24 protein-coding genes are annotated in these 26,737 nt (G+C 71.7%); 10 read left to right on the top strand and 14 right to left on the bottom strand.

Annotated elements, in window-relative coordinates:
* Positions 1 to 140: 140 nt before the first annotated feature.
* Both GA707_RS04080 and GA707_RS04085 read left to right on the top strand, forming a co-directional pair.
* Positions 141 to 2,288: a bifunctional UDP-sugar hydrolase/5'-nucleotidase gene (locus tag GA707_RS04080; protein WP_152177162.1), complete on the top strand. Its 2,148-nt coding sequence runs from the start codon at positions 141 to 143 to the stop codon at positions 2,286 to 2,288.
* Positions 2,288 to 2,941: a class F sortase gene (locus GA707_RS04085; RefSeq protein WP_152177163.1), complete on the top strand. Its 654-nt coding sequence runs from the start codon at positions 2,288 to 2,290 to the stop codon at positions 2,939 to 2,941. Before GA707_RS04080 ends, GA707_RS04085 begins: the two co-directional genes overlap by 1 nt.
* A 26-nt stretch (positions 2,942 to 2,967) precedes the next feature.
* Here the strand turns inward: GA707_RS04085 and purL are convergent, their stop codons facing one another.
* Positions 2,968 to 6,927: a phosphoribosylformylglycinamidine synthase gene (purL, locus tag GA707_RS04090; RefSeq protein WP_152177164.1), complete on the bottom strand. Its 3,960-nt coding sequence runs from the start codon at positions 6,925 to 6,927 to the stop codon at positions 2,968 to 2,970.
* A 158-nt stretch (positions 6,928 to 7,085) separates the two neighbouring features.
* Here purL and GA707_RS04095 point away from each other — a divergent pair, with 158 nt between their 5' ends.
* Positions 7,086 to 7,568 carry a GNAT family N-acetyltransferase gene (locus tag GA707_RS04095; protein ID WP_152177165.1) on the top strand — a complete coding sequence of 161 codons (483 nt, stop codon included), beginning with the start codon at positions 7,086 to 7,088 and terminating at the stop codon, positions 7,566 to 7,568.
* Positions 7,569 to 7,613: 45 nt separating this feature from the next.
* Entirely contained in the window at positions 7,614 to 7,922 is a 309-nt protein-coding gene (locus GA707_RS04100) for a hypothetical protein (protein ID WP_152177166.1), read from the top strand.
* A gap of 10 nt (positions 7,923 to 7,932) precedes the next feature.
* Here the strand turns inward: GA707_RS04100 and GA707_RS04105 are convergent, their stop codons facing one another.
* Complete coding sequence (locus GA707_RS04105) at positions 7,933 to 8,592, bottom strand: hypothetical protein (protein WP_152177167.1); 660 nt, start codon at positions 8,590 to 8,592, stop codon at positions 7,933 to 7,935.
* Positions 8,593 to 8,642: 50 nt separating this feature from the next.
* Here GA707_RS04105 and GA707_RS04110 point away from each other — a divergent pair, with 50 nt between their 5' ends.
* Genes GA707_RS04110 through GA707_RS04120 form a run of 3 tightly spaced genes read left to right on the top strand, consistent with a single transcriptional unit; the run spans position 8,643 to position 10,564 of the window.
* Positions 8,643 to 8,822 (top strand): hypothetical protein, encoded by a 180-nt coding sequence (locus tag GA707_RS04110; protein ID WP_152177168.1) that lies wholly within the window; start codon positions 8,643 to 8,645, stop codon positions 8,820 to 8,822.
* Between the two features lie 9 nt (positions 8,823 to 8,831).
* Positions 8,832 to 9,779, top strand: a complete 948-nt coding sequence (locus tag GA707_RS04115; protein ID WP_152177169.1) for a phosphotransferase — start codon at positions 8,832 to 8,834, stop codon at positions 9,777 to 9,779.
* Positions 9,776 to 10,564, top strand: a complete 789-nt coding sequence (locus GA707_RS04120; protein ID WP_226963522.1) for a spermidine synthase — start codon at positions 9,776 to 9,778, stop codon at positions 10,562 to 10,564. The genes GA707_RS04115 and GA707_RS04120 overlap by 4 nt, the downstream gene beginning before the upstream one ends.
* Positions 10,565 to 10,598: 34 nt before the next feature.
* Here GA707_RS04120 and GA707_RS04125 read toward each other — a convergent pair whose 3' ends face one another.
* Genes GA707_RS04125 through purD form a run of 3 tightly spaced genes read right to left on the bottom strand, consistent with a single transcriptional unit; the run spans position 10,599 to position 13,672 of the window.
* Complete coding sequence (locus GA707_RS04125; protein ID WP_152177170.1) at positions 10,599 to 11,471, bottom strand: hypothetical protein; 873 nt, start codon at positions 11,469 to 11,471, stop codon at positions 10,599 to 10,601.
* Positions 11,472 to 11,489: 18 nt separating this feature from the next.
* Positions 11,490 to 12,395 (bottom strand): phosphoribosylaminoimidazolesuccinocarboxamide synthase, encoded by a 906-nt coding sequence (locus GA707_RS04130; RefSeq protein WP_152177171.1) that lies wholly within the window; start codon positions 12,393 to 12,395, stop codon positions 11,490 to 11,492.
* Positions 12,392 to 13,672 carry a phosphoribosylamine--glycine ligase gene (gene purD / locus GA707_RS04135; protein WP_152177172.1) on the bottom strand — a complete coding sequence of 427 codons (1,281 nt, stop codon included), beginning with the start codon at positions 13,670 to 13,672 and terminating at the stop codon, positions 12,392 to 12,394. Before purD ends, GA707_RS04130 begins: the two co-directional genes overlap by 4 nt.
* A 138-nt stretch (positions 13,673 to 13,810) precedes the next feature.
* Between purD and GA707_RS04140 the strand changes: the two genes are divergently transcribed.
* Positions 13,811 to 16,129: a UvrD-helicase domain-containing protein gene (locus GA707_RS04140; protein ID WP_370459994.1), complete on the top strand. Its 2,319-nt coding sequence runs from the start codon at positions 13,811 to 13,813 to the stop codon at positions 16,127 to 16,129.
* A gap of 24 nt (positions 16,130 to 16,153) precedes the next feature.
* On the opposite strand, the gene GA707_RS04145 is transcribed toward GA707_RS04140, so the two are convergent.
* The 7 genes from GA707_RS04145 to GA707_RS04175 form a co-directional block, all read right to left on the bottom strand.
* Positions 16,154 to 16,333, bottom strand: coding sequence for a DUF5302 domain-containing protein (locus GA707_RS04145; RefSeq protein WP_152177173.1), 180 nt, complete (start codon positions 16,331 to 16,333; stop codon positions 16,154 to 16,156).
* A 196-nt stretch (positions 16,334 to 16,529) separates the two neighbouring features.
* Entirely contained in the window at positions 16,530 to 17,831 is a 1,302-nt protein-coding gene (locus tag GA707_RS04150) for an adenylosuccinate synthase (protein WP_152177174.1), read from the bottom strand.
* A 93-nt stretch (positions 17,832 to 17,924) separates the two neighbouring features.
* On the bottom strand, positions 17,925 to 18,800 hold the full coding sequence (locus GA707_RS04155; RefSeq protein WP_152177175.1) for a hypothetical protein: 876 nt from the start codon (positions 18,798 to 18,800) through the stop codon (positions 17,925 to 17,927).
* A 470-nt stretch (positions 18,801 to 19,270) separates the two neighbouring features.
* Positions 19,271 to 19,672: a DUF3151 domain-containing protein gene (locus tag GA707_RS04160; RefSeq protein WP_226963523.1), complete on the bottom strand. Its 402-nt coding sequence runs from the start codon at positions 19,670 to 19,672 to the stop codon at positions 19,271 to 19,273.
* Between the two features lie 133 nt (positions 19,673 to 19,805).
* Positions 19,806 to 20,837: a class II fructose-bisphosphate aldolase gene (gene fbaA / locus GA707_RS04165; protein ID WP_152177177.1), complete on the bottom strand. Its 1,032-nt coding sequence runs from the start codon at positions 20,835 to 20,837 to the stop codon at positions 19,806 to 19,808.
* Positions 20,838 to 20,940: 103 nt separating this feature from the next.
* The gene (locus GA707_RS04170; RefSeq protein WP_152177178.1) at positions 20,941 to 21,774 is read right to left on the bottom strand and encodes a GNAT family N-acetyltransferase; all 834 of its coding nucleotides are present in this window, start codon (positions 21,772 to 21,774) and stop codon (positions 20,941 to 20,943) included.
* 4 nt (positions 21,775 to 21,778) lie between these two features.
* Complete coding sequence (locus GA707_RS04175; RefSeq protein WP_152177179.1) at positions 21,779 to 23,611, bottom strand: glycoside hydrolase family 15 protein; 1,833 nt, start codon at positions 23,609 to 23,611, stop codon at positions 21,779 to 21,781.
* A 114-nt stretch (positions 23,612 to 23,725) separates the two neighbouring features.
* On the opposite strand from GA707_RS04175, the gene GA707_RS04180 reads away from it, so the two are divergent.
* Positions 23,726 to 24,235, top strand: a complete 510-nt coding sequence (locus GA707_RS04180) for a CHRD domain-containing protein (RefSeq protein WP_152177180.1) — start codon at positions 23,726 to 23,728, stop codon at positions 24,233 to 24,235.
* Between the two features lie 64 nt (positions 24,236 to 24,299).
* Complete coding sequence (locus GA707_RS04185) at positions 24,300 to 25,607, top strand: acyltransferase (protein ID WP_152177181.1); 1,308 nt, start codon at positions 24,300 to 24,302, stop codon at positions 25,605 to 25,607.
* 89 nt (positions 25,608 to 25,696) lie between these two features.
* Here the strand turns inward: GA707_RS04185 and GA707_RS04190 are convergent, their stop codons facing one another.
* Positions 25,697 to 26,044, bottom strand: coding sequence for an MGMT family protein (locus GA707_RS04190; protein WP_152177182.1), 348 nt, complete (start codon positions 26,042 to 26,044; stop codon positions 25,697 to 25,699).
* Between the two features lie 10 nt (positions 26,045 to 26,054).
* Positions 26,055 to 26,720 carry a TrmH family RNA methyltransferase gene (locus tag GA707_RS04195; protein WP_152177183.1) on the bottom strand — a complete coding sequence of 222 codons (666 nt, stop codon included), beginning with the start codon at positions 26,718 to 26,720 and terminating at the stop codon, positions 26,055 to 26,057.
* Positions 26,721 to 26,737: the final 17 nt, after the last annotated feature.

The following is a 26,737-nucleotide window of genomic DNA, read 5'->3' on the forward strand; positions in this document are numbered from 1 at the left end:
CGACAAGTCACCTGAACGGCACCTGATAGGGCAGGATGCAGTGGTCTGCGCCGGACCTTCGACCGGAGCAGCGCGGCGCCGGTCGGCGCGTTCCCTGAATGTGACCCTGTGAGGTTCGGTATGTGTGGAGGTTGTGTGTGATGGCGTGGCGAGCGAGATCGACGGCGGCAGCGGTGGGAGCCGCGGCCCTGGGGGCATCGATGATGGCCGGTTCGGCGATGGCGGCCGACCGGGTGGACACGATCGACCCGGCCCTGACGCCGGTGACGATCTTCAACATCAACGACTTCCATGGCCGCATCGACACGAACAACACCGGCGAGCTCGGCCTGAACTTCGCCTGCACCCTGGAGACCGCGAAGGAGGCGGCCGGGGACAACTGGATCTTCCTCTCGGCCGGTGACAACATCGGCGCCTCGCCGTTCACGAGCTCGATCCTCGAGGACGTGCCGACGATCGAGTTCCTCAACGCCCTCGAGCTGAGCGCGTCCGCCGTCGGCAACCACGAGTTCGACAAGGGCTTCAGCGACATCGAGCCCGGTGGTCGCGTCGACACCCTCGCCGACTTCCCGCACCTCGGCGCCAACGTCTACGAGCAGGGCACGACGAACCCGGTGCTCGACGAGTACTACGTCCAGACGGTCAACGGGGTGCGCATCGGCGTCGTCGGCGCGGTGACCGAGCAGACGCCGACCCTGGTCATCCCGACCGGGGTCGCAGGGCTCGACTTCGGCGACCCCGTCGCCGCCGTCAACCGCGTCGCGGAGCAGCTCAAGGACGGCGACGAGGCCAACGGCGAAGCCGACATCGTCATCGCCGAGTACCACGAGGGCGCGACCGGCAACGGCACGCTCGAGGAGGAGCTCGCGTCCGGTGGGATCTTCGCCCGGATCGTCAACGACACCGTGGCCGAGGTCGATGCGATCTTCACCGGTCACACCCACCAGGCCTACACCTACGACGGTCCCATCCCCGGCGGCACCGGCACCCGCCCGATCGTGCAGTCCCAGAGCTACGCCTCGTTCATCGGCCAGGTGACGCTGGGCATCGACCCGGTGACCCTCGAGCTCGTCGAGTACACCGAGGTCAACGTCCCGCCGACCGCGGTGACGCCGGCGTGCGAGGCGGACCCGCAGTTCACGGCGGCCCGCGACATCGTCCTCGCGGCGGTCGCCGAGGCGAGCGAGCTGGGTGCCGAGGTCATCGGCGAGATCACGGACGACATCACGACGGCCTTCTCCGACCAGGACGGAGTCGCCACTCGCGACGACCGGCAGCGTGAGAGCAGCCTGGGCAACCTCGTGGCCGAGGCGTGGCTCTGGGCGATGAACCAGCCCGGGCGCACCGGTGCGGACATCGGCATCATGAACCCGGGCGGTCTGCGCTCCGACCTGTTCTACGAGCCCACCGGCGCCGAAGCACCCGGTGAGGTGACCTACGCGGAGGCGTACTCGATCAACCCGTTCGCCAACACGCTGCAGACGATCGACATCACCGGCGCCCAGTTCAAGACGCTCCTCGAGCAGCAGTGGCAGCCGGAGGGCGCCTCCCGGCCGTTCCTGAAGCTCGGCCTGTCGGACAACGTCCGTTACACCTTCGACGCCGACGCGCCCGTGGGCGAGAAGATCACCGGCATCTGGTTCAACGGTGAGCCGATGAGCCCGACCGACACCTTCACCGTTGCGGCCGGCTCGTTCCTCATCGCCGGTGGCGACAACTTCACCGTCCTGACCGAGGGCACGAACAGCCGCGACAGCGGACAGATCGACAGTGACGCGTTCATCAACTTCCTGATCCAGAACGCTCCGGTCTCGCCGTCCTACGAGAAGAACGGCGTCGCGACGAACGCCGTGCAGCCCGTGGTCGTGTCGGCCGGTGGCTCGACGAGCTTCGAGGTGTCCGGCATCGACCTGACCAGCCTCGGCGCCCCGGCGAACACCGAGTTCGACGTCTACCTGGGCGAGACGCTCATCGGCACCGCCGCCATCGAGACGGTGCGGATCGACGGACTCCCGACCCGCGACGGTCGCAGCACCGTGAACCTCGCGGTGCCGGCGGACTTCCCGGCCGGGCCGACGGTCATCACGCTCGTCGCCGCTGAGACGGGCACCGAGGTCAAGCTCCTCGCAGAGGTCAAGGCCGCGGCCACCGGTCCGGTCGTCGAGACCGACGTTCCGGCCGGCTCGACCGACCTGGGCGCTCTCGGCCTCCTCGCCGGCCTGACGGTGGCCGTCGCGGCCGTCGCCGGTCTCGCGACGACCCGTCGCCGGAGGTACGCTCAGCACTGATGAACAAGCGCCCCCTCCTCCTGGTGGGTGCCCTGGTCGCCATCGTCGGCGCCGCGTTGGTCCTCTTCTGGACCCAGCGCGGCGCCGACGCCGGTTCCGAGGTCGCCACCGCCCCCGAGACCTCCGTCACCTCGACGGGATCACCGTCGGCGACACAGTCCGCCACACCGTCGACGACGGCCGAGCCGCCGCAGGGCAACGCCCCGGACCCAACCGGCCATGTGCTGAGCATCCCCGACATCGGCCTCGAGGCCGACCTGCACGCGGAGGGTCTGCGCGACGGCAAGGTCAACCCACCCGCCGGCAGCGTCATGTGGTTCACCGGGTTCGACCGAGTGGCACCGGGTGAGGTCGGGACCTCGGTCATCGCCGGCCACGTCGTGGCGAACGGCAGTCCCGACCGGTTCGCCGAGCTCGCGCAGGTCGAGGTCGGTGACGAGGTCCAGGTGACCACCCCGGACGGCGAGCCGGCGACGTTCACGGTCGTGCGCGCCGGTGTGGTCGACAAGGACGCGCTGACGACCGACCAGGCAGTCTGGGGTGCGAACACCTCCGTCCGGCGCCTGGCGATCATCACCTGCGACGACGCCTTCGGCTTCCGCGACGACGGCCACCGCGTGGCGAACTACGTCGTCATCGCCGAACCCGCCTGACGGCCGACCCGTCTCCCTGCCTTCTGTCAGCCGACGTGCACGCGCGCGTTGCGGAACATCCGCAGCCACGGACTCTCGTCCTCGACGGCACCGGTCGTCCACGACATCTGCGCGCTGCGCTGCACGCGCTCCGGGTGCGGCATCATCGCGGTGAACCGGCCGTCGGTGGTCGTGACGGCGGTCAGGCCGTCGGGTGAGCCGTTCGGGTTCAGGGGGTATGCGGTGGTCGGCTGCCCGTCGACGGTCACGTAGCGCAGCACGCGGCTCACGGAGCCGAGGTCACCGCGCGTCCGGAAGTCGGCGTACCCCTCGCCGTGGGCCACCGCGATGGGGATGAGCGACCCGGCCATCCCGGTCGTGAAGACCGACGGGCTGTCGAGGACCTCGACGAGGGAGAGCCGGGCCTCGTACTGCTCGGACACGTTGCGGGTGAAGCGCGGCCAGGCCTCGGCACCGGGGATGAGATCGGCCAGCGCGGCGAACATCTGACAGCCGTTGCAGATGCCGAGGCCGAAGGTCTCGGGGCGGTGGAAGAACGCCTCGAACGCGTCGGTGAGCCGCGGGTTGAAGAGCACCGACCGGGCCCAGCCCTCACCCGCGCCGAGCGTGTCGCCGTAGGAGAAGCCCCCTGCGGCGACGAGACCGACGACGTCGGCGAGGTCGAAGCGCCCGCTCTGCAGGTCGGTCATGTGCACGTCCCACGCCTCGAACCCGACCCGGTCGAAGGCGAACGCGGTCTCGACGTGGCTGTTGACGCCCTGCTCGCGCAGGACGGCCACCTTCGGTCGCGCGCCCAGGTTCACGTATGCGGCGCTCACGTCCTCGAGGGGGTCGAACGTCGTGCGCAGGGTCAGAACCGGCTCGGCCGAGCCCGCGAGCGTGTGCTCGCTGTCGGCGGACTGGGGGTTGTCGCGGAGGCGGGCGATCCGCCAGGACACCTCGTCCCAGCTGCGCTGGAGGTCGACCAGGTCGGCGTCCAGGACGACAGCGCGCTGCTCGCCACCCGCACCCTCGACCGAGACACGGATGCGCCGGTCACCCGTGGTCCTCCCGACGACCCGTCCGAGCTCGCCCAGCCCGTGGGCGTCGAGGACCGAGAGCACCTCGCCGACCCTGCCCGGGTCCACCCCGATCACGACCCCGAGCTCCTCGGCGAGCAGCGCGGCGAGCGACGACACGTCGATCTCGACCCCGAGCCCGCCGGCGAAGGCCATCTCGCACACCGCCGCCCAGAGACCGCCGTCCGAGCGGTCGTGGTACGCGGTGACGAGCCCGCGCGCCCGAAGCTCGGCGAGGGCGCCCGCAAGGCGGGTCAGCCGGTCGGAGTCGTCGAGGTCGGGAACCTCCCCGCCGAACCCGCCGAGCACCCGGGCCGCGACCGAGCCGCCGAGGCGGTCGCGCCCCGCCCCGAGATCGACCAGCACAAGGGCCGATCCGTCGCGCAGCTGGGGCGTCCACGTGCCGCGCACGTCCGAGAGCGAGGCGAACGCCGTCACCACGAGAGAGACCGGCGAGGTGACCTGCCGGGTCTCCCCCGACTCGGCGTCGGCCCACTTCGTCCGCATCGACAGCGAGTCCTTGCCGACCGGGACCGAGATCCCGAGCGCCGGGCAGAGCTCCATCGCCACGGCCCGAACCGTGTCGAACAGCGCGGCGTCCTCACCCGGCTCCCCGCACGCCGCCATCCAGTTGCACGAGAGCTTGACCGAGGTCAGTGAGTCGAGCGGCGCGGCGAGCAGGTTCGTCAGTGCCTCCCCGACGGCGAGCCGCCCCGACGCGGGGGCGTCCACCGCCGCGACGGGCATTCGCTCACCGGACGCCATCGCCTCCCCCGCGAGGCCGACGTGGTCGGCGAGCGTGACCGCGACGTCCGCGACCGGCACCTGCCACGGGCCGACCATCTGGTCGCGGTGCGAGAGCCCACCGACCGTGCGGTCCCCGATCGTCACGAGGAAGCGCTTCGACCCGACCGTCGGGTGCCGGAGCACCGCGTGCAGCAGCTCCGGCATGTCGACGCCCTCGAGGTCGACGCCGTCGCCCGACCACGCCACCCGCGCGACATCCCGGGTCATCCGCGGCGGTTTGCCGAGGAGCACCTCCATCGGCATGTCGATCGGCCGGTCCGGGCCACCCGCGTCGAGGGCCGCGGCCTCCGCCGACCGGTCCAGCACGAGGCGGGCGTCGTCGCGGGCCACCCCGACCACCGCATACGGACAGCGCTCCCGCTCGCAGAGGGCCGCGAAGCCCTCGAGCGACTCCGGCGCGATCGCGAGGACGTAGCGTTCCTGGCTCTCGTTGGACCAGATCTCCTTCGGCGACAGCCCGCTCTCCTCGAGCGGGATCGCCGACAGGTCGAACCGGGCGCCGAGGCCTGCGTCGTCGACGAGCTCGGGGAAGGCGTTGGACAGCCCGCCCGCTCCGACGTCGTGGATGGCGAGGATCGGGTTGTCGGCGCCGAGGCTCCAGCAGTGGTTGACGACCTCCTGGGCGCGACGCTCGATCTCGGGGTTGCCGCGTTGGACGGAGTCGAAGTCCAGCTCGGCCGCGTTGACACCCGCCGCCATCGATGAGGCCGCACCGCCGCCCATTCCGATCCGCATGCCCGGTCCGCCGATCTGGACGAGCAGCGTCCCCGCCGGGAACAGGACCTTCTCGACGAGGGCGGCCGAGATCGTCCCGAGGCCACCGGCGCTCATGATCGGCTTGTGGTAGCCGCGGCGCATCCCGTCGACGGTCTGCTCGTAGACCCGGAAGAACCCGCCGAGCGCCGGACGGCCGAACTCGTTGTTGAACGCCGCCGCCCCCAACGGCCCCTCGACCATGATGTCGAGAGGTGTGGCGATGTGCCCCGGCGCGCCGTACACCTCACTCTCCCAGGGCTCCTCACCACCGGGCAGCCGCAGGTTCGACACGGCGAACCCGGTCAGCCCCGCCTTCGGCTGCGACCCGCGGCCGGTCGCCCCCTCGTCGCGGATCTCACCGCCGGCGCCGGTCGCGGCACCTGGGAACGGACTGATCGCCGTCGGGTGGTTGTGCGTCTCCACCTTCATCAGGACGTGCACCTCGTCGGTGCGCGCCGCATACGGACTCGGTCCGGCGAGGCCGTGCTCACCGCCGGCCGGGAGGAACCGGGTGCGCACCCCTCCCCGCATGACCGAGGCGTTGTCCTTGTACGCGACGATCGTGCCCTCGCCGGCGACCGCCTCGGTGTGCCGGATCATGCCGAACAGGCTGCGGGTCTGCGGCTCGCCGTCGACGACGAAGTCGGCGTTGAAGATCTTGTGCCGGCAGTGCTCGGAGTTGGCCTGGGCGAACATCATGAGCTCGACGTCGCTCGGATTGCGTCCCAGCCCGGTGAACGCCTCGACGAGGTAGTCGACCTCGTCCTCCGACAGCGCCAGCCCCCAGACCCGGTTGGCGTCCTCGAGCGCCCCGCGCCCGGCTCCGAGGACGTCGACGCGCTCCATCGGCTCGGCCTCCTGCTCGTCGAACAGGTGCCGGGCGTCCTCCCGGGTCTGCAGGACCGACTCGGTCATCCGATCGTGGAGCAGCGCGGCGACCGCGTGCCAGGTGTCGTGGTCGAGGCCGTTCGCGTCGGTGGCGCTGTCGCCGAGAGGCAGGTGGTACTCCGTCACCCTCTCCACCCGGTGGATGTCGACGCCGCACGAGTGGGCGATGTCGGTCGCCTTGGACGCCCACGGCGAGACCGTCCCGAGCCTCGGTGCCACGACGATCCTCACCTCTCCCCCGGTTCCCTCGCCCGACGTCGGCCGGTATGCGCTGCCGTAGTCGAGCAGTCGCCGCACCGTGGCGGTGGTCGCCTCGTCGAGGGGCGCGTCCGACGAGACGACGTGGACGTACCGAGCGGACACGTCGGTGACGGCGGGTGCGACCTGCCGGATCCGCGCCAGCAGAGCGGCCGCCCGAAAGGGGGAGAGTGCGTTGCCGCCCTCGACGATCGTCAGGTGGTGCGCGAGAGCCGTCACGTGCAGCAAGGCTACCGGTGGCACCCCGCCCCTTTTCCTCCGTGGGAAGGAAAGCTCGGGTTCGGGAAGGATCCCTTGCCTCCCCAACCCGGCACTTCTTTCCCGAAGCACGGGGGTGACGGGTGACAGCGCGTTGCCGACGGTGGAAGGGTGGACCGATGGACGAGGTCACGGTGCGCATCGGTACGGTCGCGGACGCCGACGTCGCAGGGCGGCTGCTCCACGACTTCAACACCGAGTTCGAGAGTCCGACCCCATCGGCGGCCGAGTTCGCCGACCGGTTCCGGACCATCCTCACCCGGGACGACGTCGTGCTCATCATCGCGATGGGCGAGGGCGAGGGGGGCGGCAGCGAGCCGGTCGGGTTCGCGCTCGTGACCATGCGCCCGACGCCGTACCACGACGGCCCGCTCCTCCAGCTCGAGGAGCTCTACGTCCGGCCGCGACTGCGGGACGGCGGGATCGGGACCCTCATCATGACGCGACTGCTCGAGCTCGCCGCCGAGCACTCGGCGGGTGAGATCCACATCAACGTCGACGAGGTCGACACCGACACCCGCCGCTTCTACGAGCGGCACGGGTTCACGAACATCGCACCGGGCGAGGACTACCGCATGCTCTGCTACATTCGCGAAGTGTGACCGGGTCGGCCGGCACCGCGGCGACGAGTGAAGTGGTGGTCCGGCATGGGTTCGACAGGCGCGTGGGTCGTCCGGGTGGTCGTGACACTGGGGCTGCTGGCGCTGGGTGTCCTGAGCCTGCCGCTCGTGGCCATCGTCTTCGACGGCGAGGGCCAGGAGGGCTGGATCATTCCGGTGCAGGTCGTGCTCATGGCTCTCGTCGGTGCCGGCGTGGGGCTTCTCGTCCCGACCCTGGCCGGGGAGGGTGCCTCGAGGACGCGCTCCGCAGTCGTGGGGGCCGTCATCGCGCTGGTCGGCGTGGCGGTCGGCCTCGTGCTGTTCTTCCTCCTGCTCAACGGCCTCGACGGACTGTGATGTCGCGCCGTCAGGTGACGTCGGCGCGGAGCACCCCCACCTCGGTCCCGTAGCTCCAGCCCGGACGCAGCGGCAGACTGTCCCCGCTCCAGAACCGGCCCGGGTCGTACCAGTTCATCGGCACGTCGTCCTCGAGGATCCCCATCGCCTCGAGCGTGACCCCGACGACCTCGGCGCAGTAGGCCGCCTCGGGGCGCACCGCCTTCTCCCGCGCGGCGCGTTGGGAGAGGTAGGCGTCGCGACCGCGCAGCCAGCGCCACGCCAGCTCGACCGTGCCCGGGAACGGGACGCCGTTGAGCCGGGCGATGGTCCGCAGCAGCGCGTCCTCCTGCTCGCGTCCGACCTCAGGGGTGAGCTGACGCACCCAGGCCCGCTGGCCGTAGCGCACCTGCCACGTCGTCACCGCCTCGGCGAGGTCGTGCAGCTGCACGCCGCGGTGGCGCGTCCCCGTCCAGTGGTCGAGCAGCGAGCGACCGAGCTCGGCATGCCACATCAGGGGTGGCAGGTCGTCGAGCACGACGGCCAGGCCGACGTGGTTGACGGGCGAGTTGCTCGCCGTCTGGATGACCCGGTCGGCTACGGTCCCGCCGCGGAACAGCCACAGGTCGCCCGTGCGCGTCTCCTCGACGGCCTGGTCGACGTCGACGCCGGTGTGACTGAAGATCGGCATGGGCACAGTCTGCCGACCCGCGCGCCGTCCGTCTCGCTATCGTGAGCGACATGAGCCCCTCGAACCGCGCGTGGAAGGTCACCGGCATCGCCGCCATCGTCGGCGTCGTCGCGACCGGAGTGCTCATCACGCGCAACGAACGGGAGCGGCGCGCCTACACCCCCGACGAGGTGCGCGACCGGCTGCACGAGCGCCTCGAGGAGGCCGAGCGGTCCACCGAGCCGCACTAGGCTGACGAAGTGCCGCAGGCCGAGATCGACGTCGACGAGTCGCTCGTCCGGCGCCTGCTCCGCAGCCTCCCCGAGCCATGGCGCGACCTGCGCGAGGCGCCCGTCGAGCACGTGGCGACCGGGTGGGACAACTCGGTCTGGCGGCTTGGGGTCGGCGACCCCTGCCGGCACGGACCGGGGTATGCGGTGCGCATCCCGGTCCGCCGGGTCGCCGCCCCGCTCATCCTGACCGCCGCACGCTGGGTCGGTGAGGTCACCGGTCCGATCCGCGGCGCCGGGTTCCGGGCACCGGTCCCGGTCCACGTCGCCGACCCGGCGGACCTGGTGCCGTGGCCCTGGTGCGTCGTCGAGTGGGTGCCGGGCACGGTCCTGTCGGCGGTTCCGGTGACCCGGCGCGGATCCGCGGCCGACGGCCTGGCCGCGGCGCTGCCCCTGCTGCATCGACCGGCTCCGCCGAACGCGCCCGTGAACCCCGGCCGGGGTGTGCCGCTCGCGGCCCGACGGGCCCTGACCGAACGCCACCTGCCCGCCGCCCGGGACCATCTCGGCGCCGACAGCGTCACCGACCTGCTCCGGCTCGTCGACCTCGCGGCCGCTGCACCGGGCTGGCCGCACGCGCCGGTGTGGTGCCACGGCGACCTGCACGCCGCGAACCTCGCGCTCGATGAGCGCGGACACAGCAGCCGGCCGGCCCTCGGCTTCCTCGACCTCGACGACCTCACGAGCGGCGACCCGGCGGTGGACCTGCGCGCTCTCTGGCTCGTCCTCGACGCCGACCAGCGGGAGCGGGCGCGGCGCACGCTCGAGGCGAGCGGCGCATACGATCCCTTCGTCTGGACCCGCGCGAAGGGGTGGGCGGCCGCATCCTTCGTCCTGCCGGTGGCCGCCGACCCCGAGGGCAGGGTGGCCTTCGCCGACGCGATCGAGCACGCCCTCGACCAGCTGGGGTGCCGGTGAGCATCGACGTCGTGGCGGACGAACGCGGCGGGTGGGTCGTCCTCGTGGACGGCCGTCCGCAGAGCCACGTCGATGCGGACGACCCCCTCGACCTCGCCTTCGAGTACGTCGCCCTGACCGCGGCGGCGGTCGATGCCGGACTCCCCGCCCCGGACCGCGTGCGGGCGACGCACGTCGGCGGCGCCGGGCTGACCCTGCCCCGATGGATCCAGGCGACCCGTCCCGGCTCTCCCCAGATCGTCCTCGAGCCGGACGGCGCGATGACGGCGCTCGTGCGCGACCGGCTGCCCCTGCCCCGAGGTCACCGGATCCGGGTCCGGGAGACCGACGGCCTGACCGGGGTGCGGGCCCTGACGAGCGACTCGGCCGACCTCGTCGTCGTCGACGCCTACGCGGACGGGCGGGTGCCCGCGGAACTCGGCGCCGTGCCGTTCCTCGAGGAGTGCGCCCGCGTGCTCGTCGGCGACGGACTGCTCGTGCTCAACCTCGCCGACGAGCCCGACGGGCGTTACGTCGACCGCGTCGGCGCCGGCGTCCGGGCAGCCGGACTGGAGCACCGCCTCGTCCTCGCGACCACGGACATCGTCAAGGGCCGGCGCTTCGGCAACCGGGTCCTGCTCGGCTCGGCCGCTCCCATCGACCGGGCGGCCGTCGAGCGTGAGCTGCGCCGCCTCCCCTGGCCGGCGCGCGCGCTGCTCCCTCGGCCCGCACGACCCTTCACCGCCGCCGACGCCCAGCCCTCCCCCGCCCCGCCGACGCTGGACCGCGGCTGGCGGGTGCGCTGAGGCGCGATGGCTGCTCCTCGGCGCAGACCGGAGATCAGCCGACGAACCGGATCGAGTCGATGATCGCGTCGATCTGGGCGATCGCCTCCGCTGAGGCACCGGGCTCCTGCTGGGCGTCGACGAGCAGGCGCCTGCCGTCGACGTCGAGAATCCACATCCGGTCGACCTCGCCGGGGAACCGGTGATAGCGCTGTCGACCGTTCGGCCACGTCGTCCAACTGACGTAGAGCGTGTCGCCCCTGCGGGTGTCGTCGCAGCCGACGAAGCTCCCCGGACGGTCCGACTCCTGGTCGGCCGGGACGCTCCATTCCATGAAGAGCCCCCACCGGCCGTCGAGCTCGACCTCCGTCGGCTCGCTCGCACCCCGTCGGGGCACCCGCTGCAGCGCCTGCGCGAGATCGCGGATGCCAGGGCCGACGAGCTGGCGCTCCCCGTGCCAGCGGCAGGGGTCGGCGAAGACCTGGGCGACGTTCCAGAACGAGATCGTCACCGCGTCGTCCTCACGGACCAGCGACCCCACCGGCAGCACCGACCACCCGTCGGGCACGGTGAGCTCGAGGACCGGCGGGTCGGGTTCGTAGCCCAGACCCTCGAGGACGTGCCGGTAGGTCCCCGGCTCCACGGGCCCGGTGAGCTCGTCGAGCCGCGGCAGGTCCGCCCCCGCCGGGCTCGTCACCCCCCTCGCACCGGTCGCCGTCGCGCCCGTCGAGGGCCGGGCCCCACCCGGCGACGGACCGGGCTCCGGCGGAGGCGCGGTGGGCAGGGCCGTGATCGTCACCGGGGTGGCCGAGTCCGTCCCGACGGCGGGTGCCGGGGCGGAGCCGGTGGCGGAGCACGCCGTCAGGACGGCGGCGGCGAGGCCACCTGCCAGCAACCGGGCGTGCCGGGCGACTCCACGGGGCTCCACCGGCACCACGTCGTCCCGTCAGAACGTGCGGCCGGTGAGGCGCTCGTAGGCCTCGACGTACTTCGCCCGCGTGCGCTCGACGACCTCCTCGGGCAGGGTCGGCGGCGCCTCGCCCGAGTCCTTGTCCCAGCCGGACGCCGGCGAGGTGAGCCACTCGCGGACGAACTCCTTGTCGAAGCTGGGCTGGGGGTGTCCCGGCTCCCACTGGTCCGCCGGCCAGAAACGCGAGGAGTCCGGTGTGAGAACCTCGTCGGCGAGGACGAGATCTCCCTCGTCGACACCGAACTCGACCTTGGTGTCCGCGATGAGAATGCCGCGCTCCGAGGCGATCTCGTTGCCGCGCGCGAGGATCGCCACGGTGAGGTCCCGGGCGCGCTCGGCCAGCCGAGGGCCGATCGCGGACTCGACCTGCGCATACGACATCGGCTGGTCGTGCTCGCCCTTGGGCGCCTTGGTCGAGGGCGTGAACACCGGCACCGGCAGCCGTGAGCCGTCGGTCAGCCCCTCGGGGAGACGCACTCCGGAGACGTGCCCGTCGGCGCGGTACTCGCGCAGTCCGCCGCCGGTGAGGTAGGCGCGGGCCACGCACTCCACCGGCAGCATCTCCAGGCGGCGGACGAGGACGGCCCGGCCGGTCACCTCGTCCGGGACGTCGGTCGAGACGATGTGGTTGGGCACGAGGTCGGCGAGCTGCTCGAACCACCAGAGCGACAGCTGGGTCAGGACGGCACCCTTGTCGGGGATCGCCGGCGACAGGGCGAAGTCGAACGCGCTGATCCGGTCGGAGGCGACGAGGAGCAGCCGGTCTCCGTGCACCTCGCCGGTGACCGGGTCGATCGGCGCATAGACATCGCGGACCTTGCCCGAGTAGACGTGCTCGTACCCGGCGATCGGGACCACACCGGCTCCATGCGGGTCGCTCACGACGGCACCTCCACCTCGCCGCGGACGGCTCTCGCCGCGATGTCCGAGCGGTGGTGCGAGCCGTCGAGCCGGATCCGCCCGACGGCGTCGTAGGCCCGCCCGCGTGCCTCGGCCAGGTCGGCTCCGAGGGCGACCACGGAGAGCACCCGACCCCCGGAGGAGAGGACCGTGCCGTCCGGGCCGTTCGCGGTCCCCGCATGGAGGACGTATGCGGTGGGAACCTCCTCGACGTCGGCGAGACCCTCGATGGGGTCCCCGGTGCGCGGGGTTCCGGGATAGTCCTCGGCGGCGACGACGACGGTCACGGCGGACTCCTCCCTCCACCGCAGCCGCGGGTGACCCTGCAGGGCGCCGGTGGCCGCCGCATACAGGAGGTGCCCGAGGGGACTGAGTAGGCGGGCGAGCACGACCTGGGTCTCGGGGTCGCCGAAGCGGGCGTTGAACTCGATGACGCGCGGGCCGCGCGAGGTCAGCGCGAGGCCGATGAAGAGCGTGCCGACGAACGGAGTGCCGCGACGGGCCATCTCGGTGACGACGGGCTGGGCCACGCGGGCGACGAGATCGTCGGCCAGGTGGTCCGGTGCCCAGGGGAGGGGCGAGTACGCGCCCATGCCACCGGTGTTCGGGCCGGTGTCGCCGTCGCCGACGCGCTTGAAGTCCTGAGCCGGCGTGAGCGGTACGACGTCCGTGCCGTCACAGACGACGAAGAGGGAGACCTCTGGGCCGTCGAGGAACTCCTCGACGACGATCCGGCCGCCCGGCTTGGCCAGGCACCGCTCGGCGTGGTCCAGCGCCTCGGTGAGGTCGTCGGTGACGACGACCCCCTTGCCGGCGGCGAGACCGTCGTCCTTGACGACGAACGGGGCGCCGAAGGCGGCGAGCGCATCGCGGACCTCGTCCAGCGTCGTGCACAGCCGCCCCATGCCGGTCGGCACCTCCGCCGTCGCCATGACCTCCTTGGCGAAGGCCTTGGAGCCCTCGAGGCGCGCGGCCTGCGCCGAGGGGCCGTAGCAGGCGATGCCCGCGGCGCGCACCGCGTCGGCGACGCCGGCGACGAGAGGCGCCTCGGGGCCGATGACGACGAGGTCCACGCCATGGCGGCGGGCCAGCCCGGAGACCGCATCGGGGTCGAGGGGGTCGACCGGCTCGCAGTGGGCACGCAGCGCCATACCGGGGTTGCCCGGCGCGGCGATGACGGCATCGACGTCGGGGTCCGCCGCCAGAGCTGTGACGAGGGCGTGCTCGCGGGCACCTGTTCCGACGACGAGGACCTTCACGAGGACCACTCTAGGGACTGCCCGCCCACGCGCACGGAGCCGTCCGCGCGGTCGGCGGACCTCGCCCGGGCAGGGCCTCGTGCAGGCGTAGACTAGACGGTTCGTGCCCATCCCCGAGGACGGAAGCCAGCGCCACCCGTGACAGAGCACAGCATCGACACCGGTGCTCGCGAACGTGCCGACAGCCGCGATCCCGCGGCCGCCGACGACGTCGCCCATGACCCCGCCGCCCGCGAGATCGCGATCGAGCAGGCGCACGTCGACCGGGTCTACACCGAGCTGGCGAAAGCACGCATCCGCACCGCCGACGTCGAGGCCGACGGCCTGGCCCGCGGGCGCACCGACCGGGTCGGCGACGTGCGCGACGAGGAGATGACCGGCCTCGTCGAGCGGGACGCGCTGGTCTATCTCGCCGCCAAGCGCCGCCACGACCTCGACCGCCAGTTCGAGGGGCTCGTGTTCGGCCGGCTGGACCTCGACCACAGCGGCGTGGCGACCGCCGGGGACGACGCCGATGATCCGCCGTCGGCGGCCGGTCTCTCGGCCGACGACCTCGAGGCCCGCTACATCGGACGGCTCGGCGTTCGCGACGACGACTACGAACCCCTCGTGATCGACTGGCGGGCTCCTGCAGCGGCTCCGTTCTATCGCGCCACCCCCGTCGACCCGCACGGGGTCGTCCGGCGCCGCGTGCTGCGCTGCGCGGGCCAGCGGGTCATCGGTGTCGAGGACGACCTCATGGTGGCCGAGGCGCCCGACGACCTCACCGTCGTCGGCGACGGCGCCCTCATGGCCGCGCTCACCCGCAGCCGGGGCTCGCAGATGCGCGACATCGTCGCGACCATCCAGCGGCATCAGGACGAGGCGATCCGCGCCCCCTCCCGGGGCGTCACCGAGATCACCGGCGGCCCCGGCACGGGCAAGACCGTCGTCGCGCTGCACCGGGCCGCCTTCCTCCTCTACAGCGACCGGCGCCGCTTCGAGTCCGGCGGTGTCCTCATCGTGGGGCCGTCCCCGGCCTATACGGCCTATATCGAACGGGTCCTGCCCTCACTCGGCGAGGACTCGGTGGCCCTCCGCTCGATCGGCGACCTCGTCGACGGCGTCACGGCGACCCGGCTCGACTCCCGCGAGGTGGCCCGGATCAAGGGTGCCGACCGGGTGCGCGGCATCCTCTCCCGGGTCTCGCACGAGCCTCCCCCGGATGCTCCGACCGAGTTCCGCGCGTTCGTCGCGGGCACGGCGATCCGGATCGGCAGCGAGGCGCTCGACCGGATCCGGCACCAGGTGCGCCGGGGGCACCAGCACAACCTCGGCGTCGCCGCGGCCCGCGCCGGGCTGGCCGACGTCGCGTGGGAGCAGCACCGCGCCGACGACCACGGCGCCGAGCGCTCCGAGTTCCTCGACCGGTTCCACGACTCGATGGAGGTCGAGCGGTTCATGCGGGCGTGGTGGCCGCAGCTCGACCCCCGTGAGCCGCTGCTCTGGCTCGCCGAGGAGGCGGTCCTCGCGAGGTGCGCGCACGGCATCCTCGGCCCCCGCGACCGGGAGCTGCTGGCCGCGTCGATGCGCGAGACGCTCGAGGTCGGGACGTGGTCGGTGGCCGACGTCGCTCTGATCGACGACCTGTTCGCCCGCCTCGGGCCGAGGCAGCAGGACCAGCCCGAGGAGCGTGGCTTCTACGAGGTCGAGGAGCTCGACGACCTCGGCGGCTACGGCGTCCAGGAGCTCGGGGCGGGATTCACCAACGGCCACCACGACGGCGGCCGGCTGCGCGAGCGCGTCGGGCACGACCCCCGTGAGCGGCTCCTGCAGGGCACGATCGAGCGCTCCCGCGGATACGCCCACATCCTCGTCGACGAGGCCCAGGACATCTCGCCGATGCAGTGGCGCATGCTCGGGCGTCGCGGCCGGCAGGCGTCGTGGACCGTCGTCGGCGACGACGCCCAGAGCTCCTGGCCGGACCCGGTCGAGGCACGACGGGCCCGGAACGAGGCCTACGGTCGCGGCGAGCGTCGCGGTTTCCACATGGACACGAACTACCGCAACGCCCGGGAGATCTTCGACTACGCGGCCGAGGTCATCCGCCGGGAGGTCCCCGACGCCGACATCCCTGCCGCCGTGCGCGACACCGGGTGGCCGGTCCGGGACCTCGATGTCGACGCGTCGTCCCTCGAAGACACCCTGGCGGTGGAGGTCCGTCGCCTGCTCGAGCTCGTCGAGGGCTCCGTGGCGATCGTGGCGGGACCACCGCATACAGCCGTCGCGGAGCGGGTCTCGCACCTGGCCGAACGGGTCGTCGTGGCGGACCCGCTCTCGACCAAGGGCCTGGAGTACGACGCCGTGGTGGTCCTCGACCCGACCCAGATCGCGGAGGAGATACCCGGCGGTGTACGAGCGCTCTACGTCGTGCTCACCCGGGCGGCGCACCGGATGACGGTGCTCCGCCTCGACTGAGACGCTCGCGGACGGAGGCGGCGGTCAGCCGGACTTGCGCCGGAACATCTGTTGCGTCGCGGACGTCTCGGCATCGTGGGCATGGTCGGCCTTGCCGTGACCCGCGCCGCCGCTGACGTCGCGGCCACCATGGGCCTTCTTGCGCTCGAGTGCCTCGCGGAACTTGGCCTTGACGTCCTCGGGTGCGCTGTCGTGCTTGCTCATGCCGGTCTCCCTCCGTCGAACGCGCCCGGGACGGCGCTGGGCACAGCCTCACACCGGACGTCGTGCGCGCGCAAGGAATTTGGGCACCGGTATGCCAACCGCGCCCCATGTCACGCGCCCGGCATACCCCCGACCCACCACCGAACCACCGGCATGCCAACCGCGCCCCATGTCACGCGCCCGGCATACCCCCGACTCACGGCAGCAAGGAGTGCCGCTCGATGATCTCGTGCCGACCGGGCCCCACACCGATCGCCGACACGCGCGCCCCGATGAGCTCCTCGACGCGCAGCACGTAGCGCTGCGCGTTCTCCGGCAGCTCCTCGAAGGTCCGGCAACCCGAGATGTCCTCCCACCAGCCGTCGAGGTATTCGTACACCGGCTTCGCGTGGTGGAACGCGCTCTGGTTGACCGGCATCTGCTCGTGCCGCACGCCATCGACGTCATAGGCCACACAGACCGGCACCCTCTCGAACCCGGTGAGGACGTCGAGCTTGGTGATGACGAAGTCGGTGACGCCGTTGATCCTCGTCGCATATCGGCCGATGACCGTGTCCATCCAGCCGCATCGGCGCGGACGGCCGGTCGTGGTGCCGAACTCGGCGCCGACCTTGCGCAGCGTCTCTCCGTCGTCGTCGAAGAGCTCCGTGGGGAAGGGCCCCTCCCCGACCCGCGTCGTGTAGGCCTTGAGGATCGCGATCACCCGCTCGACCCGGGTCGGGGGGATGCCGGAGCCGGTGCACGCACCGCCGGCGGTCGCCGAGGACGACGTGACGAACGGGTACGTGCCGTGGTCCACGTCGAGGAGGGTCGCCTGGCCGGCCTCCAGCAGGACGATCCGGCCGGCGTCGAGCGCCTCCTCGAGCTCCAGCGACGTGTCCCGGACCATCGGCCGCAGCCGCTCGGCGTAGGAGAGCAGCTCCTCGACGACGAGGTCGACGTCGCTCGCGCGGGTGTTGTAGATCTTGACGAGCACCTGGTTCTTCAGGTCGAGGGCCGCCTCGACCTTCTGGCGCAGGATGTTCTCATCGAACAGGTCCTGGACGCGGATGCCGACGCGGTTCATCTTGTCGGCATAGGTGGGCCCGATGCCGCGGCCGGTCGTGCCGATCCGGCGCTTGCCGAGGAAGCGCTCGGTGACCTTGTCCAGGGTGCGGTTGTAGGGCGCGATGATGTGCGCGTTGGCGCTGACGATCAGACGCGAGGTGTCGACGCCGCGCTCGTCGAGGCCGTCGAGCTCCTGGAACAGGACCTCCAGGTCGACGACGACGCCGTTGCCGATGACGGGGACGACGTTCGGCGAGAGGATGCCCGAGGGCAGGAGGTGGAGGGCGTACTTCTCTCGGGTGCCGTCCGGGCTCTCGATGACGACGGTGTGGCCGGCGTTGTTGCCGCCGTTGAACTTGACCACGTAGTCGACCGCGGACCCCATGAGGTCGGTCGCCTTGCCTTTGCCTTCGTCACCCCACTGGGCACCGACGAGGACGATCGCGGGCATGGATGACTCCTTGTGCGGCTGGGCGCCAGGGTTTGGTATGCGCTGGTCGCCTCCCGTGGAAGCCGTCACCGTCGCGCCGGACAGCGCCCCAGCCTATCGCCTCCGGGGGCCCGCGGCGGTGGCCCGGATCGGCGACAGCGGCAGCGGGCCGGCCTCCAGTCGGCCGCGGGCGAGGAGGGCCGCGCCGAGCTGGAAGCGGGTCTCGACGCCCTGCTCGTCCATCAGTCCGGCGATGCGGCGACGCACGGTCCGCAGGCTCCACCCGAGGGTGCGGGCAATGGCCTCGTCCTTGAGCCCCAGCGCCATCAGGTCGATCATCCGCGTCTCGGCGGGCTCCTCGCCGCGCTCCGCGTTGAGGGCCACCCCGGTCGTGTAGGTCGTCTCGTGGAGGGCCGTGAACGCGGCGATGAGCATCGGCTCGCGGATGACGAGGTAGTCGGACTCGGGCACGTTCCACTCCGCACAGGCGAGCACGGCGCTCGATCCGGCGATGAGGAACTCGCTCGGCGGCGCGGCGACGAAGCGCTGCTCCTCACCCGCCTCGGCCCACGCGTTCACCCAACGTCGGCCGGGGGCGGTGTCGAGGACCCCGAGTGGATAGATGGCGCGCATGACCAGCCCGTCGTCGAGTCTGCGGCGCAGGTCCCGCACGCGCTCGTCCTCCAGCCCGGGACCGTACTCGACGGTGCGGTTGACGGTGCGGAGGATACCGTCGCCGATCTCGTCGAGGAGGCCGCCGATGACGTCGGCCGCGATGTCCGCGGGAATGACCTCGAGGTCGGCGTCGCGGACGACGGTGGTCCGGGTCAGCTCACTCGTGATCGACCGGATCGCGTCGCGGACGTCGCTCAGCTCCTGGCGACGGGCGTCGAGGCGCTGGGCCTCCCGGTCGAGAAGTCGTTCGAGGTGCCGGACGACCTTGGCGGGCTGTCGCGCTGGTGACTCGCCGGTAGTTGAATGTTCGTCCACTTTGGCATTTTAGTGCCAATGGCCGCAAAGTGTCGACAAATGGGTGACGTGTCCGGCAAGATGGTGACTCGTCGAGGCTGAACGCAGGGGACATGACGCTTTGACGACAGTGGGGCGCCTAGGGCGCCTGCTCCTGGCAGGGGGCATCGCCGGAGGCCGCGGATACGCGGCCTCCGGCGATCTGTATGTGGGGGTGCCGCCTCACCGGCAAGCCACAGGCGCGACATACCGCGCGATCGACATACCGGCGCTGAGGCGAGAGAGCACCCGCATGCCACAGGCGCGACATACCGCGCGATCGACATACCGGCGCTGAGGCGAGAGAGCACCCGCATGCCACAGGCGCGACATACCGCGCGATCGACATACCGGCGCTGAGGCGAGAGAGCACCCGCATGCCACAGGCGCGACATACCGCGCGATCGACATACCGGCGCTGAGGCGAGGGCGCGGCGGGCGGCGGCTCCCGCTCAGAGCCCCAGCTCGCGGGCGCCGGTCGCCGACGAGGCGCGAAGGAACTCGACGCAGCGGTGGCGCTCCTCCTCCTCGCCGATGCCGTCGGCCGCTCGCGCCAGAGCGGCGAGCGCGCGCAGGAAGCCGCGGTTCGGCACGTGCTCCCACGGCACCGGCCCCTGGCCCCGCCAGCCCGCGCGCCGCAGGGCGTCCAGACCACGGTGGTAGCCGGTCCGCGCGTAGGCGTAGGCCATGACCACCTCGCCCTCGTCGAGGGCGTCCTCGGCGAGAACCGCCCAGGGCAGCGACGACGAGGGGTATGCGCGGGCCACCTGATCCGCCGCCCTGCCCTCGTCGAGGGCCGGGATCGCAGGGTCGTGGGGCAGGAGGGTCTCCGGGATGCCGAGAAGGTCGCTCACGGCGTCAACCCTAGTGAGCATGACGGAGGGCTGAGCACGACTGAGGGCGAGAACCTCCGACTTCGGGAGACAACGGTTGTCTCCCGAAGCGGAGGTTTCTCGCCCTCGGAGAGAAAGTTGCGGCAGGGACCCGTCAGCCGCGATGGGTACCGGCGGAGCGGAGGTTCTCGCAGGCCTCGACGACGCGGGCGGCCATGCCCGCCTCGGCCTCCTTGCCCCAGGCGCGCGGGTCGTACTGCTTCTTGTTGCCGACCTCGCCGTCGATGCGCAGCACGCCGTCGTAGTTCTTGTACATCCACGCGGCGACCGGCCGCGTGAAGGCGTACTGCGTGTCGGTGTCGACGTTCATCTTCACGACGCCGTAGTCGACCGCGGCCGAGATCTCCTCCGGCAGTGAGCCGGAGCCGCCGTGGAAGACGAGGTGGAACGGCTTGGCGTCGGCGGCCAGGCCGAGCTCCTGGCTCGCGGCCTCCTGAGCGGCCTTGAGAACCTCGGGGCGGAGCTTGACGCCACCGGGCTTGTAGACGCCGTGCACGTTGCCGAAGGTCAGGGCCGTCATGTAGTAGCCCTTCTCCCCGGCACCGAGTGCGCGCACCGTGGCGATGGCGTCCTCGGGCGTGGAGTACAGCTTCTCGTTGATCTCGTTCTCGACACCGTCCTCCTCGCCGCCGACGACACCGACCTCGATCTCGAGGACGACGTTGGCCTTCTGGCAGCGATCGAGGAGGTCCTCGGCGATCTGGAGGTTCTCGTCGAGCGGCACGGCCGAGCCGTCCCACATGTGGCTCTGGAAGAACGGCAGGCCGCCGCCGTCGACCCGCTCCTGGCTCGCGGCGAGCAGCGGCCGGACGAAGCCGTCGAGCTTGTCCTTCGGGCAGTGGTCCGTGTGCAGGGCGATGTTGACCGGGTAGTTCTTGGCGACCTCGTGCGCGAACGCGGCGAACGCGAGCGACCCGGCGACCATGTTCTTGACGGTCGGGCCGGAGAGGTACTCGGCGCCACCGGTCGAGACCTGGATGATGCCGTCACTGCCGGCGTCCGAGAAACCCTTGAGGGCGGCGTGCAGCGTCTGGCTCGAGCTGACGTTGATGGCCGGGTAGGCGAAGCGCTCGTTCTTGGCCCGGTCGAGCATCTCGCGGTAGACCTCGGGTGTTGCGATGGGCATACCTACTCCTTCGTGCGGGCGCCTCGCGACGCCGCGTATGTGGGCGTGTGGTCCTCGCCCATCCTTCCACGTGCGCCCGTCCCGCGTGAGTGCCGGTCCGTACTCACTCGCGCGGGGGCGCGAGCACGTAGGGCGTTGTCGTCGCGACCTGCGACAACCCCATCCGGATCAGAATAGGACGCGACGTCGGGAGCGCGTCGACCCGGCAGATCGAATGACCGGCGTCCAGTGCCCACTGGGCTCGCACGGCGGCCATGGCGCGGTACAACCCCTGCCCACGGTGCTCGGGATGGACCTTGCCGCCCCACAGTCCCGCGAAGTCCGTCCCCGCGACGAGCCGAAGCACCCCATGTCCGACGATCACCCCCTCCTCTCGGTCGACTGCCACCACCGACCGGACGTGCTGCCGGTCCGCCTCCTCCTCGGCCCGGAGCACCCGCGACCAGGCGGCTCCGCCTTGCCCGAAGACCGCCTCGTCGAGCGCCTCCACCTGTTCCCACTCGGCCTGCGCGGAGGCGGGGTCGGCGGAGATGGCGCGCACCGCATACCGGTCGGCGATCGTCACCGGTCGGGCGACCCGTTCGGCCGGGCCGAGCATCAACGCCTCCTCGTCCTCGGGCACGAACCCGTATGCGCGCAGCAGCTCCGGCAGGTCCGCCGGCTCGTCATAGGAATAGGTCTTCCACTCGACGCGCTGCCCGCGCGCGGTGAAGAAGGCGACCTGGCGCTCGATGACCGCGGCCGGGTCGGGCCCGAGGCCGGCCGGCGAGTCGATCATCGCGCCGTCCTCGGCCGGGTCGGGCGGGTAGACGCGCCGCACCGGCCCGTCGTACTCGACGACGTGCGTCGGAACGTACTCCCGCTCGGTGAGGCGGACCTGCTCGTGGAACCTCCGGAGCAGATCAGGGGTCTCGGTGGGTGCGTCCTTCGCTGTCATCCCCTCATCGAAGCGCAGCGGTGACCGAGTCCGCAGCCCGAATGAGGGCGAGGTGACTGAAGGCCTGCGGGAAGTTGCCGGCGAGCCGACCGGACTCCGGGTCGTACTCCTCGGCCATCAGCCCGAGGTCGTTCGCGTAGCCGACCAGCTGGGACATCAGAGCCCGCGCGTCGTGGACCCGGCCGGAGCAGGCGTACTGCTCGACGAGCCAGAAGCAGCAGATGAGGAACGGGTACTCGTCACCCTCGAGCCCGTCGAGCCCACTCTCGGTGCGGTAGCGGTGCAGCAGGCCGTGCTCGTCGCGCAGGTCCTCCTCGATCGCGGCGACCGTGCCGAGCATGCGCTCGTCGTCGTACGCGACGAACCCGGTGTGCGGGAGCTGCAGGAGCGAGGCGTCGACCTCGCGGTTGTCGTACGTCTGCGTGAAGGTGCCTCTCTCAGCATCGAACCCGCGCTCGAGGATCTCCTCGCGCAGGTGGTCGCGCAGCTCCCGCCAACGCTCCACGTCGCCCGACAGGCCGTGCTCCTCGACCGCACGGATCCCCTCGTTGAAGGCGGCCCACATCATCACCCTGCCGTGGGTGAAGTGGTGTAGGTCGCCGCGCATCTCCCAGATGCCGTGGTCCTCGCGGTCGAGGTTCGTCTCGCAGTACCGGAGCAGGTTGCACTGCAGACCCCATGTGTAGTCGTCCTCGCGGGCACCATGGTCACGCAGCCGGGCCAGGGCGAGCATGACCTCACCGGGCACGTCGGCCTGGTACTGGTCCGCGGCGCCGTTGCCGATCCGCACCGGCCGCGAGTTCTCGTATCCGACGAGGTGGTCCAGCTCCCGCTCGTCGAGGTCCCGCTCACCGCCGAGGCCGTACATGATGCGCAGGTCGGCGATGTCCCCCGCCACCGCGCGCAGCAGCCAGTCGCGCCACAGCGTGGCGCCCTCGATGAAGTCGTGGTCGACCATGACCTCGATCGTCAGCGCCGCATCGCGGAGCCAGGTGTAGCGGTAGTCCCAGTTGCGCCCGCCGCCGAAGCTCTCGGGCAGCGACGCGGTCGGGGCGGCGACGATGCCGCCCGTGCGACCGTGGGTGAGGGCGCGCAGCACGAGCAGCGAGCGGGTGACCTCGCGGTCGTGCACGCAGTGCGCCTCCACACGGTCGGCCCAGTCGGTCCAGAAGGTGCGGGTGCGCTCCAACGCCTGGTGGACGTCGACCGGCTCGGGACGGTCCTCCCAGGACGGGAACCACGTGAGGTCCCAGGACAGCTCGTCGCCCTCGCTCATCGTGAACGACCCGACGAACCGGGGTGCCGTGCCACCCGACGTCGTGTCGGCGCCTCCGCCCTGCTCGCCGGACTGGTCGATCGCGTGCAGACACGGCCCGTTGAGGAGCAGTGCGTCCGGTCCGGCGATCGACGACAGCCGGGCCCGTCCGTCGTCGGCGTCCTCCAGCCGGCGGAACCACGGGGTCGAGCGCGCATAGTCGAAACGGACCCGCAGGTCGTGGACGATCTCCACCTCACCCTTGAGACAGGTCACGATCCGGACGAGGTCACCGTGCCCGTCGCCAGGGACCAGGAAGTCGACGACCCGCGCCCGTCCGGTGGGCGCCTCCCAGACCGTCTCGAGGACGAAGGTGTCCTCCTCGTAACGCCACGAGGCGACCGTGCCGTCCGTGACCGACACCTGCCAGCGCCCGTCGTCGGGCCCGCCGAGGATGGCCGAGAAGACCGCCGGGCTGTCGAACCGCGGCAGGCACAGCCAGTCCACGCTCCCGTCGCGGGAGACGAGCGGCCCGGTCCGCAGGTCCGAGAGCAGGGCGTAGTCCTCGAGGGGGGTACTCATCGCGCCAGTCTGGCAAGGCGACAACCCGTTGACGGCATCCGACGGTGCGAGGACCATGACACGGACAGGGCCGGGCCGCGGGCCCGGCGTCGCATCGTGACCGAGGAGATCCTGATGAGGTTCGCACGAGTACTCGCGGCAGTCGCACTGCTACTCAGCGTGGGAGGGCTGTCGTCGCCCGTCTTCGCGACGACCGTCTACCGCGCGTCGCTGGACGGCGGTCAGGAGGTCCCGGCCCGCGAGACCGATGCCCGCGGACAGGCCATCCTCCGGCTGTCGTCAGACGGCACCGAGCTCCACTACCGAGTCATCGCCAACCGCATCGACAATGTCGTCGCAGCCCACATCCACGTCGGCGCGGCCGGCACCAACGGACCCGTCGTCGCCTTCCTGTTCGGTCCGCAGGCTCCCGGCAGCGGTCGGACCAACGGTGTCCTCGCGACCGGCACGATCACGGCGGACGACCTGGTCGGCCCGCTCGCGGGACAGTCGCTCGATGCGCTCATCGACGAGATCGAGGCCGGCGGCGCCTATGTCAACGTCCACACCAACGACGGCGTCGACCCGGCCAACACCGGCCCCGGCGACTTCCCCGGGGGCGAGATCCGCGGCCAGATCGGCTGAGCCGGCCCGCTCCTGGGTCCGCGTACTCAGGCGCTACGGAGGGACGACGCGCCACCCTTGAGGTATGGATCCGACGAGTGTCCGCGCGCTGAGCGAGGCGACCCCCGAGACCCGCAACCGGGTCGTCGACGCCCTGCGCGCGCTTGCCATCACCGTGGTCGTCGTCGGCCACTGGCTCGTCGCCGCCGTTGTCGTCCGCGACGGCGAGCTGGTCCCGAGTGCAGTGCTCGACATCGCGTCGTGGAGCCATCCACTGACCTGGGTCTTCCAGGTCATGCCCGTGTTCTTCTTCGTCGGCGGGTACGCCAACGCCCTCTCCTGGCGCGCGGCCCGCCGCGACGGCCGGTCCTACGCCGACTGGGTGCGCGCCCGGCTCGTCCGGCTCGGTCTGCCGGTCGTCCCGCTTCTGGTGACGTGGCTCGTCCTGGCGAGCACCGCATACTCCCTGGGCGTCTCGGGATCGACGCTGCGGCTCGCCTCGCAGGTGGCCCTCGTGCCCACGTGGTTCCTCGCGGCGTACGTCCTCGTCGTGGCCGTCGCCCCGGCGACCCTGGTCCTGTGGGAGCGCTGGCGCTGGTGGAGCATCCTGGCCGGGCTGGCAATGAGCCTCGCGGTCGACGCGGTGAGCATCGGAACCGGGGAGGAGCTTGTCGGGTTCGCGAACTACCTGCTCGCCTGGGCGACGGTCCATCAGCTCGGGTATGCGTGGGTCGACGGAGCGCTCGGCTCTCGGCTGCGGCGCCTGGCTCTCGCCGGTGTCGGCCTGGTCGGGCTGCTCCTCGCGGTGGGACCCGGACCCTACCCGATCTCGATGATCGGGGTGACGGGCGCCGAGCTGAACAACTCCTACCCGACCCGGGTCACCATGGTCTTCCTCGGCCTGCTCCAGGGCGGCGTCATCCTCCTCGCCGAGCGACCGCTCGCCGAGCGGCTACGCAGGCCGCGACTGTGGACCGCCACGGTCGCCGTCAACGCCCGGATCATGACGTTGTATCTGTGGCATCTGACCGCGATGGTGCTCGTCATCGGGCTGGCGATGCTCGCCGGCGGTGCGGGTCTGGGCTGGGAACCGCTGAGTGCCGGTTGGTGGGCGACCCGCCCTTTGTGGATCGGGACTCTTGCCCTCGTGGTCGTTCTCGCGGTCGCGCTGTTCGGGCGGTTCGAGAACCCGCGGCGCGACACCCGCCCGGCGCCTCCCCTGTGGGTGGCCGTCCTGGCCGTCGTGCTCACGTGCGGAGGGCTCGCAGTGATGGCGAAGTTCGGCATCGTCGACAACGGTGGCGTCACGTGGGTCTGGCCGCTGCTCCCGATCGCCGCCCAGGTACTGCTGCGGGTCGTGCCGCGGCATGCCGCGACCCTTACTCACTCGTGAGTCCGCAAGTGCCGGTGGTCCACGGAGGATCCTGCGATCGACGGGGGACGAGGGTCGCGCGTGGGCGGATCTGTCGCCGGAGCGGGCGGTCATGGATCGCTCGACTCGAGGTCGGCGCACGCGCGCTCCCAGTCCGTGGCCAGGGCCGCGAGGTCGGCGCGGTAGTCCCCGATCGGCGCACCCCGGCCACCGCGCCCGAGGAGGATCCCCTCTGCCGCCCACCTCGCGGCGGCCTCGTCGCGCAGGTGCTCGGGCAGCTCGCCGCGGGCGTTCGTCACCCGCCACCACGTCACGTTGCCGCCCCAGTGGCGCATGACCGAGCCGACCTGGCGCGGGCCGATGCCGACGAGGGCGGCGAGGTCGCCGTAGGAGACCAGTCGCCCGCGCGGCACGAGCTCGACCGCGCGCAGCACGCGTTCGACCACGACCTCGTCCACGTCGGTCAGACTAACCGGGGCCCTCGGGCGCGGCCCCCTGTGCCGGCGGCACCCAACCGTGCACGTGCTGCAGAACCCACGTGTGCATGGCGATCGCCGCGGCCGCCCCCGCGTTGATCGACCGGGTCGAGCCGAACTGCGTGATGTGGACCAGCTCCACGCTGGCCGCCCGCGCCTCGGCGCTCAGGCCCGGACCCTCGCCGCCGAAGAGCAGCAGAGCCGCCCGGGGGAGCGCATACCCCTCGAGCGGAAGCGAGCCCGGTACGTTGTCCACGCCGACCACGGTCAGCTCGTGCTCCTCGGCGAACCGGACGAGAGATCCGATGTCCGGATGGTGGTGCTCGTGCTGGTAGCGGTCGGTGACCATCGCTCCGCGGCGGTTCCACCGGCGGCGGCCGACGATGTGGAACGCGGCGACGTTGAACGCGTTGGCGGTCCGGATCACCGAGCCGATGTTGAAGTCGTGAGACCAGTTCTCGACGGCGACGTGGAGTGGATGCCGTCGGGTGTCGAGGTCGGCGACGATCGCCTCGTGCCGCCAGTAGCGGTAGCGGTCCTCGACGTTGCGGCGGTCCCCCTCGCGCAGCAGCACCGGGTCGTAGTGCTCCCCCGCCGGCCGGTCGCCCGTCCACGGGCCGACCCCGACCGTCGGTCGGTCGTCGGCCTCGTGGGACATCGGCGGGGCTCCTTCGG

The sequence above is a fragment of the Nostocoides sp. F2B08 genome, assembly GCF_009184895.1.
Taxonomy (GTDB): domain Bacteria; phylum Actinomycetota; class Actinomycetes; order Actinomycetales; family Dermatophilaceae; genus F2B08.

Bases quoted from the DNA above. Each gene is read 5' to 3' on its own strand.
- GA707_RS04085 (WP_152177163.1), top strand. From the start codon at position 2,288: ATGAACAAGCGCCCCCTCCTCCTGGTGGGTGCCCTGGTCGCCATCGTC.
- GA707_RS04195 (WP_152177183.1), bottom strand. From the start codon at position 26,720: ATGTCCCACGAGGCCGACGACCGACCGACGGTCGGGGTCGGCCCGTGG.
- GA707_RS04175 (WP_152177179.1), bottom strand. From the start codon at position 23,611: ATGAGTACCCCCCTCGAGGACTACGCCCTGCTCTCGGACCTGCGGACC.
- GA707_RS04095 (WP_152177165.1), top strand. From the start codon at position 7,086: ATGGACGAGGTCACGGTGCGCATCGGTACGGTCGCGGACGCCGACGTC.
- GA707_RS04145 (WP_152177173.1), bottom strand. From the start codon at position 16,333: ATGAGCAAGCACGACAGCGCACCCGAGGACGTCAAGGCCAAGTTCCGC.
- GA707_RS04110 (WP_152177168.1), top strand. From the start codon at position 8,643: ATGAGCCCCTCGAACCGCGCGTGGAAGGTCACCGGCATCGCCGCCATC.
- GA707_RS04105 (WP_152177167.1), bottom strand. From the start codon at position 8,592: ATGCCGATCTTCAGTCACACCGGCGTCGACGTCGACCAGGCCGTCGAG.
- GA707_RS04185 (WP_152177181.1), top strand. From the start codon at position 24,300: ATGGATCCGACGAGTGTCCGCGCGCTGAGCGAGGCGACCCCCGAGACC.
- GA707_RS04080 (WP_152177162.1), top strand. From the start codon at position 141: ATGGCGTGGCGAGCGAGATCGACGGCGGCAGCGGTGGGAGCCGCGGCC.
- fbaA (WP_152177177.1), bottom strand. From the start codon at position 20,837: ATGCCCATCGCAACACCCGAGGTCTACCGCGAGATGCTCGACCGGGCC.
- GA707_RS04100 (WP_152177166.1), top strand. From the start codon at position 7,614: ATGGGTTCGACAGGCGCGTGGGTCGTCCGGGTGGTCGTGACACTGGGG.
- GA707_RS04150 (WP_152177174.1), bottom strand. From the start codon at position 17,831: ATGCCCGCGATCGTCCTCGTCGGTGCCCAGTGGGGTGACGAAGGCAAA.
- GA707_RS04180 (WP_152177180.1), top strand. From the start codon at position 23,726: ATGAGGTTCGCACGAGTACTCGCGGCAGTCGCACTGCTACTCAGCGTG.
- GA707_RS04170 (WP_152177178.1), bottom strand. From the start codon at position 21,774: ATGACAGCGAAGGACGCACCCACCGAGACCCCTGATCTGCTCCGGAGG.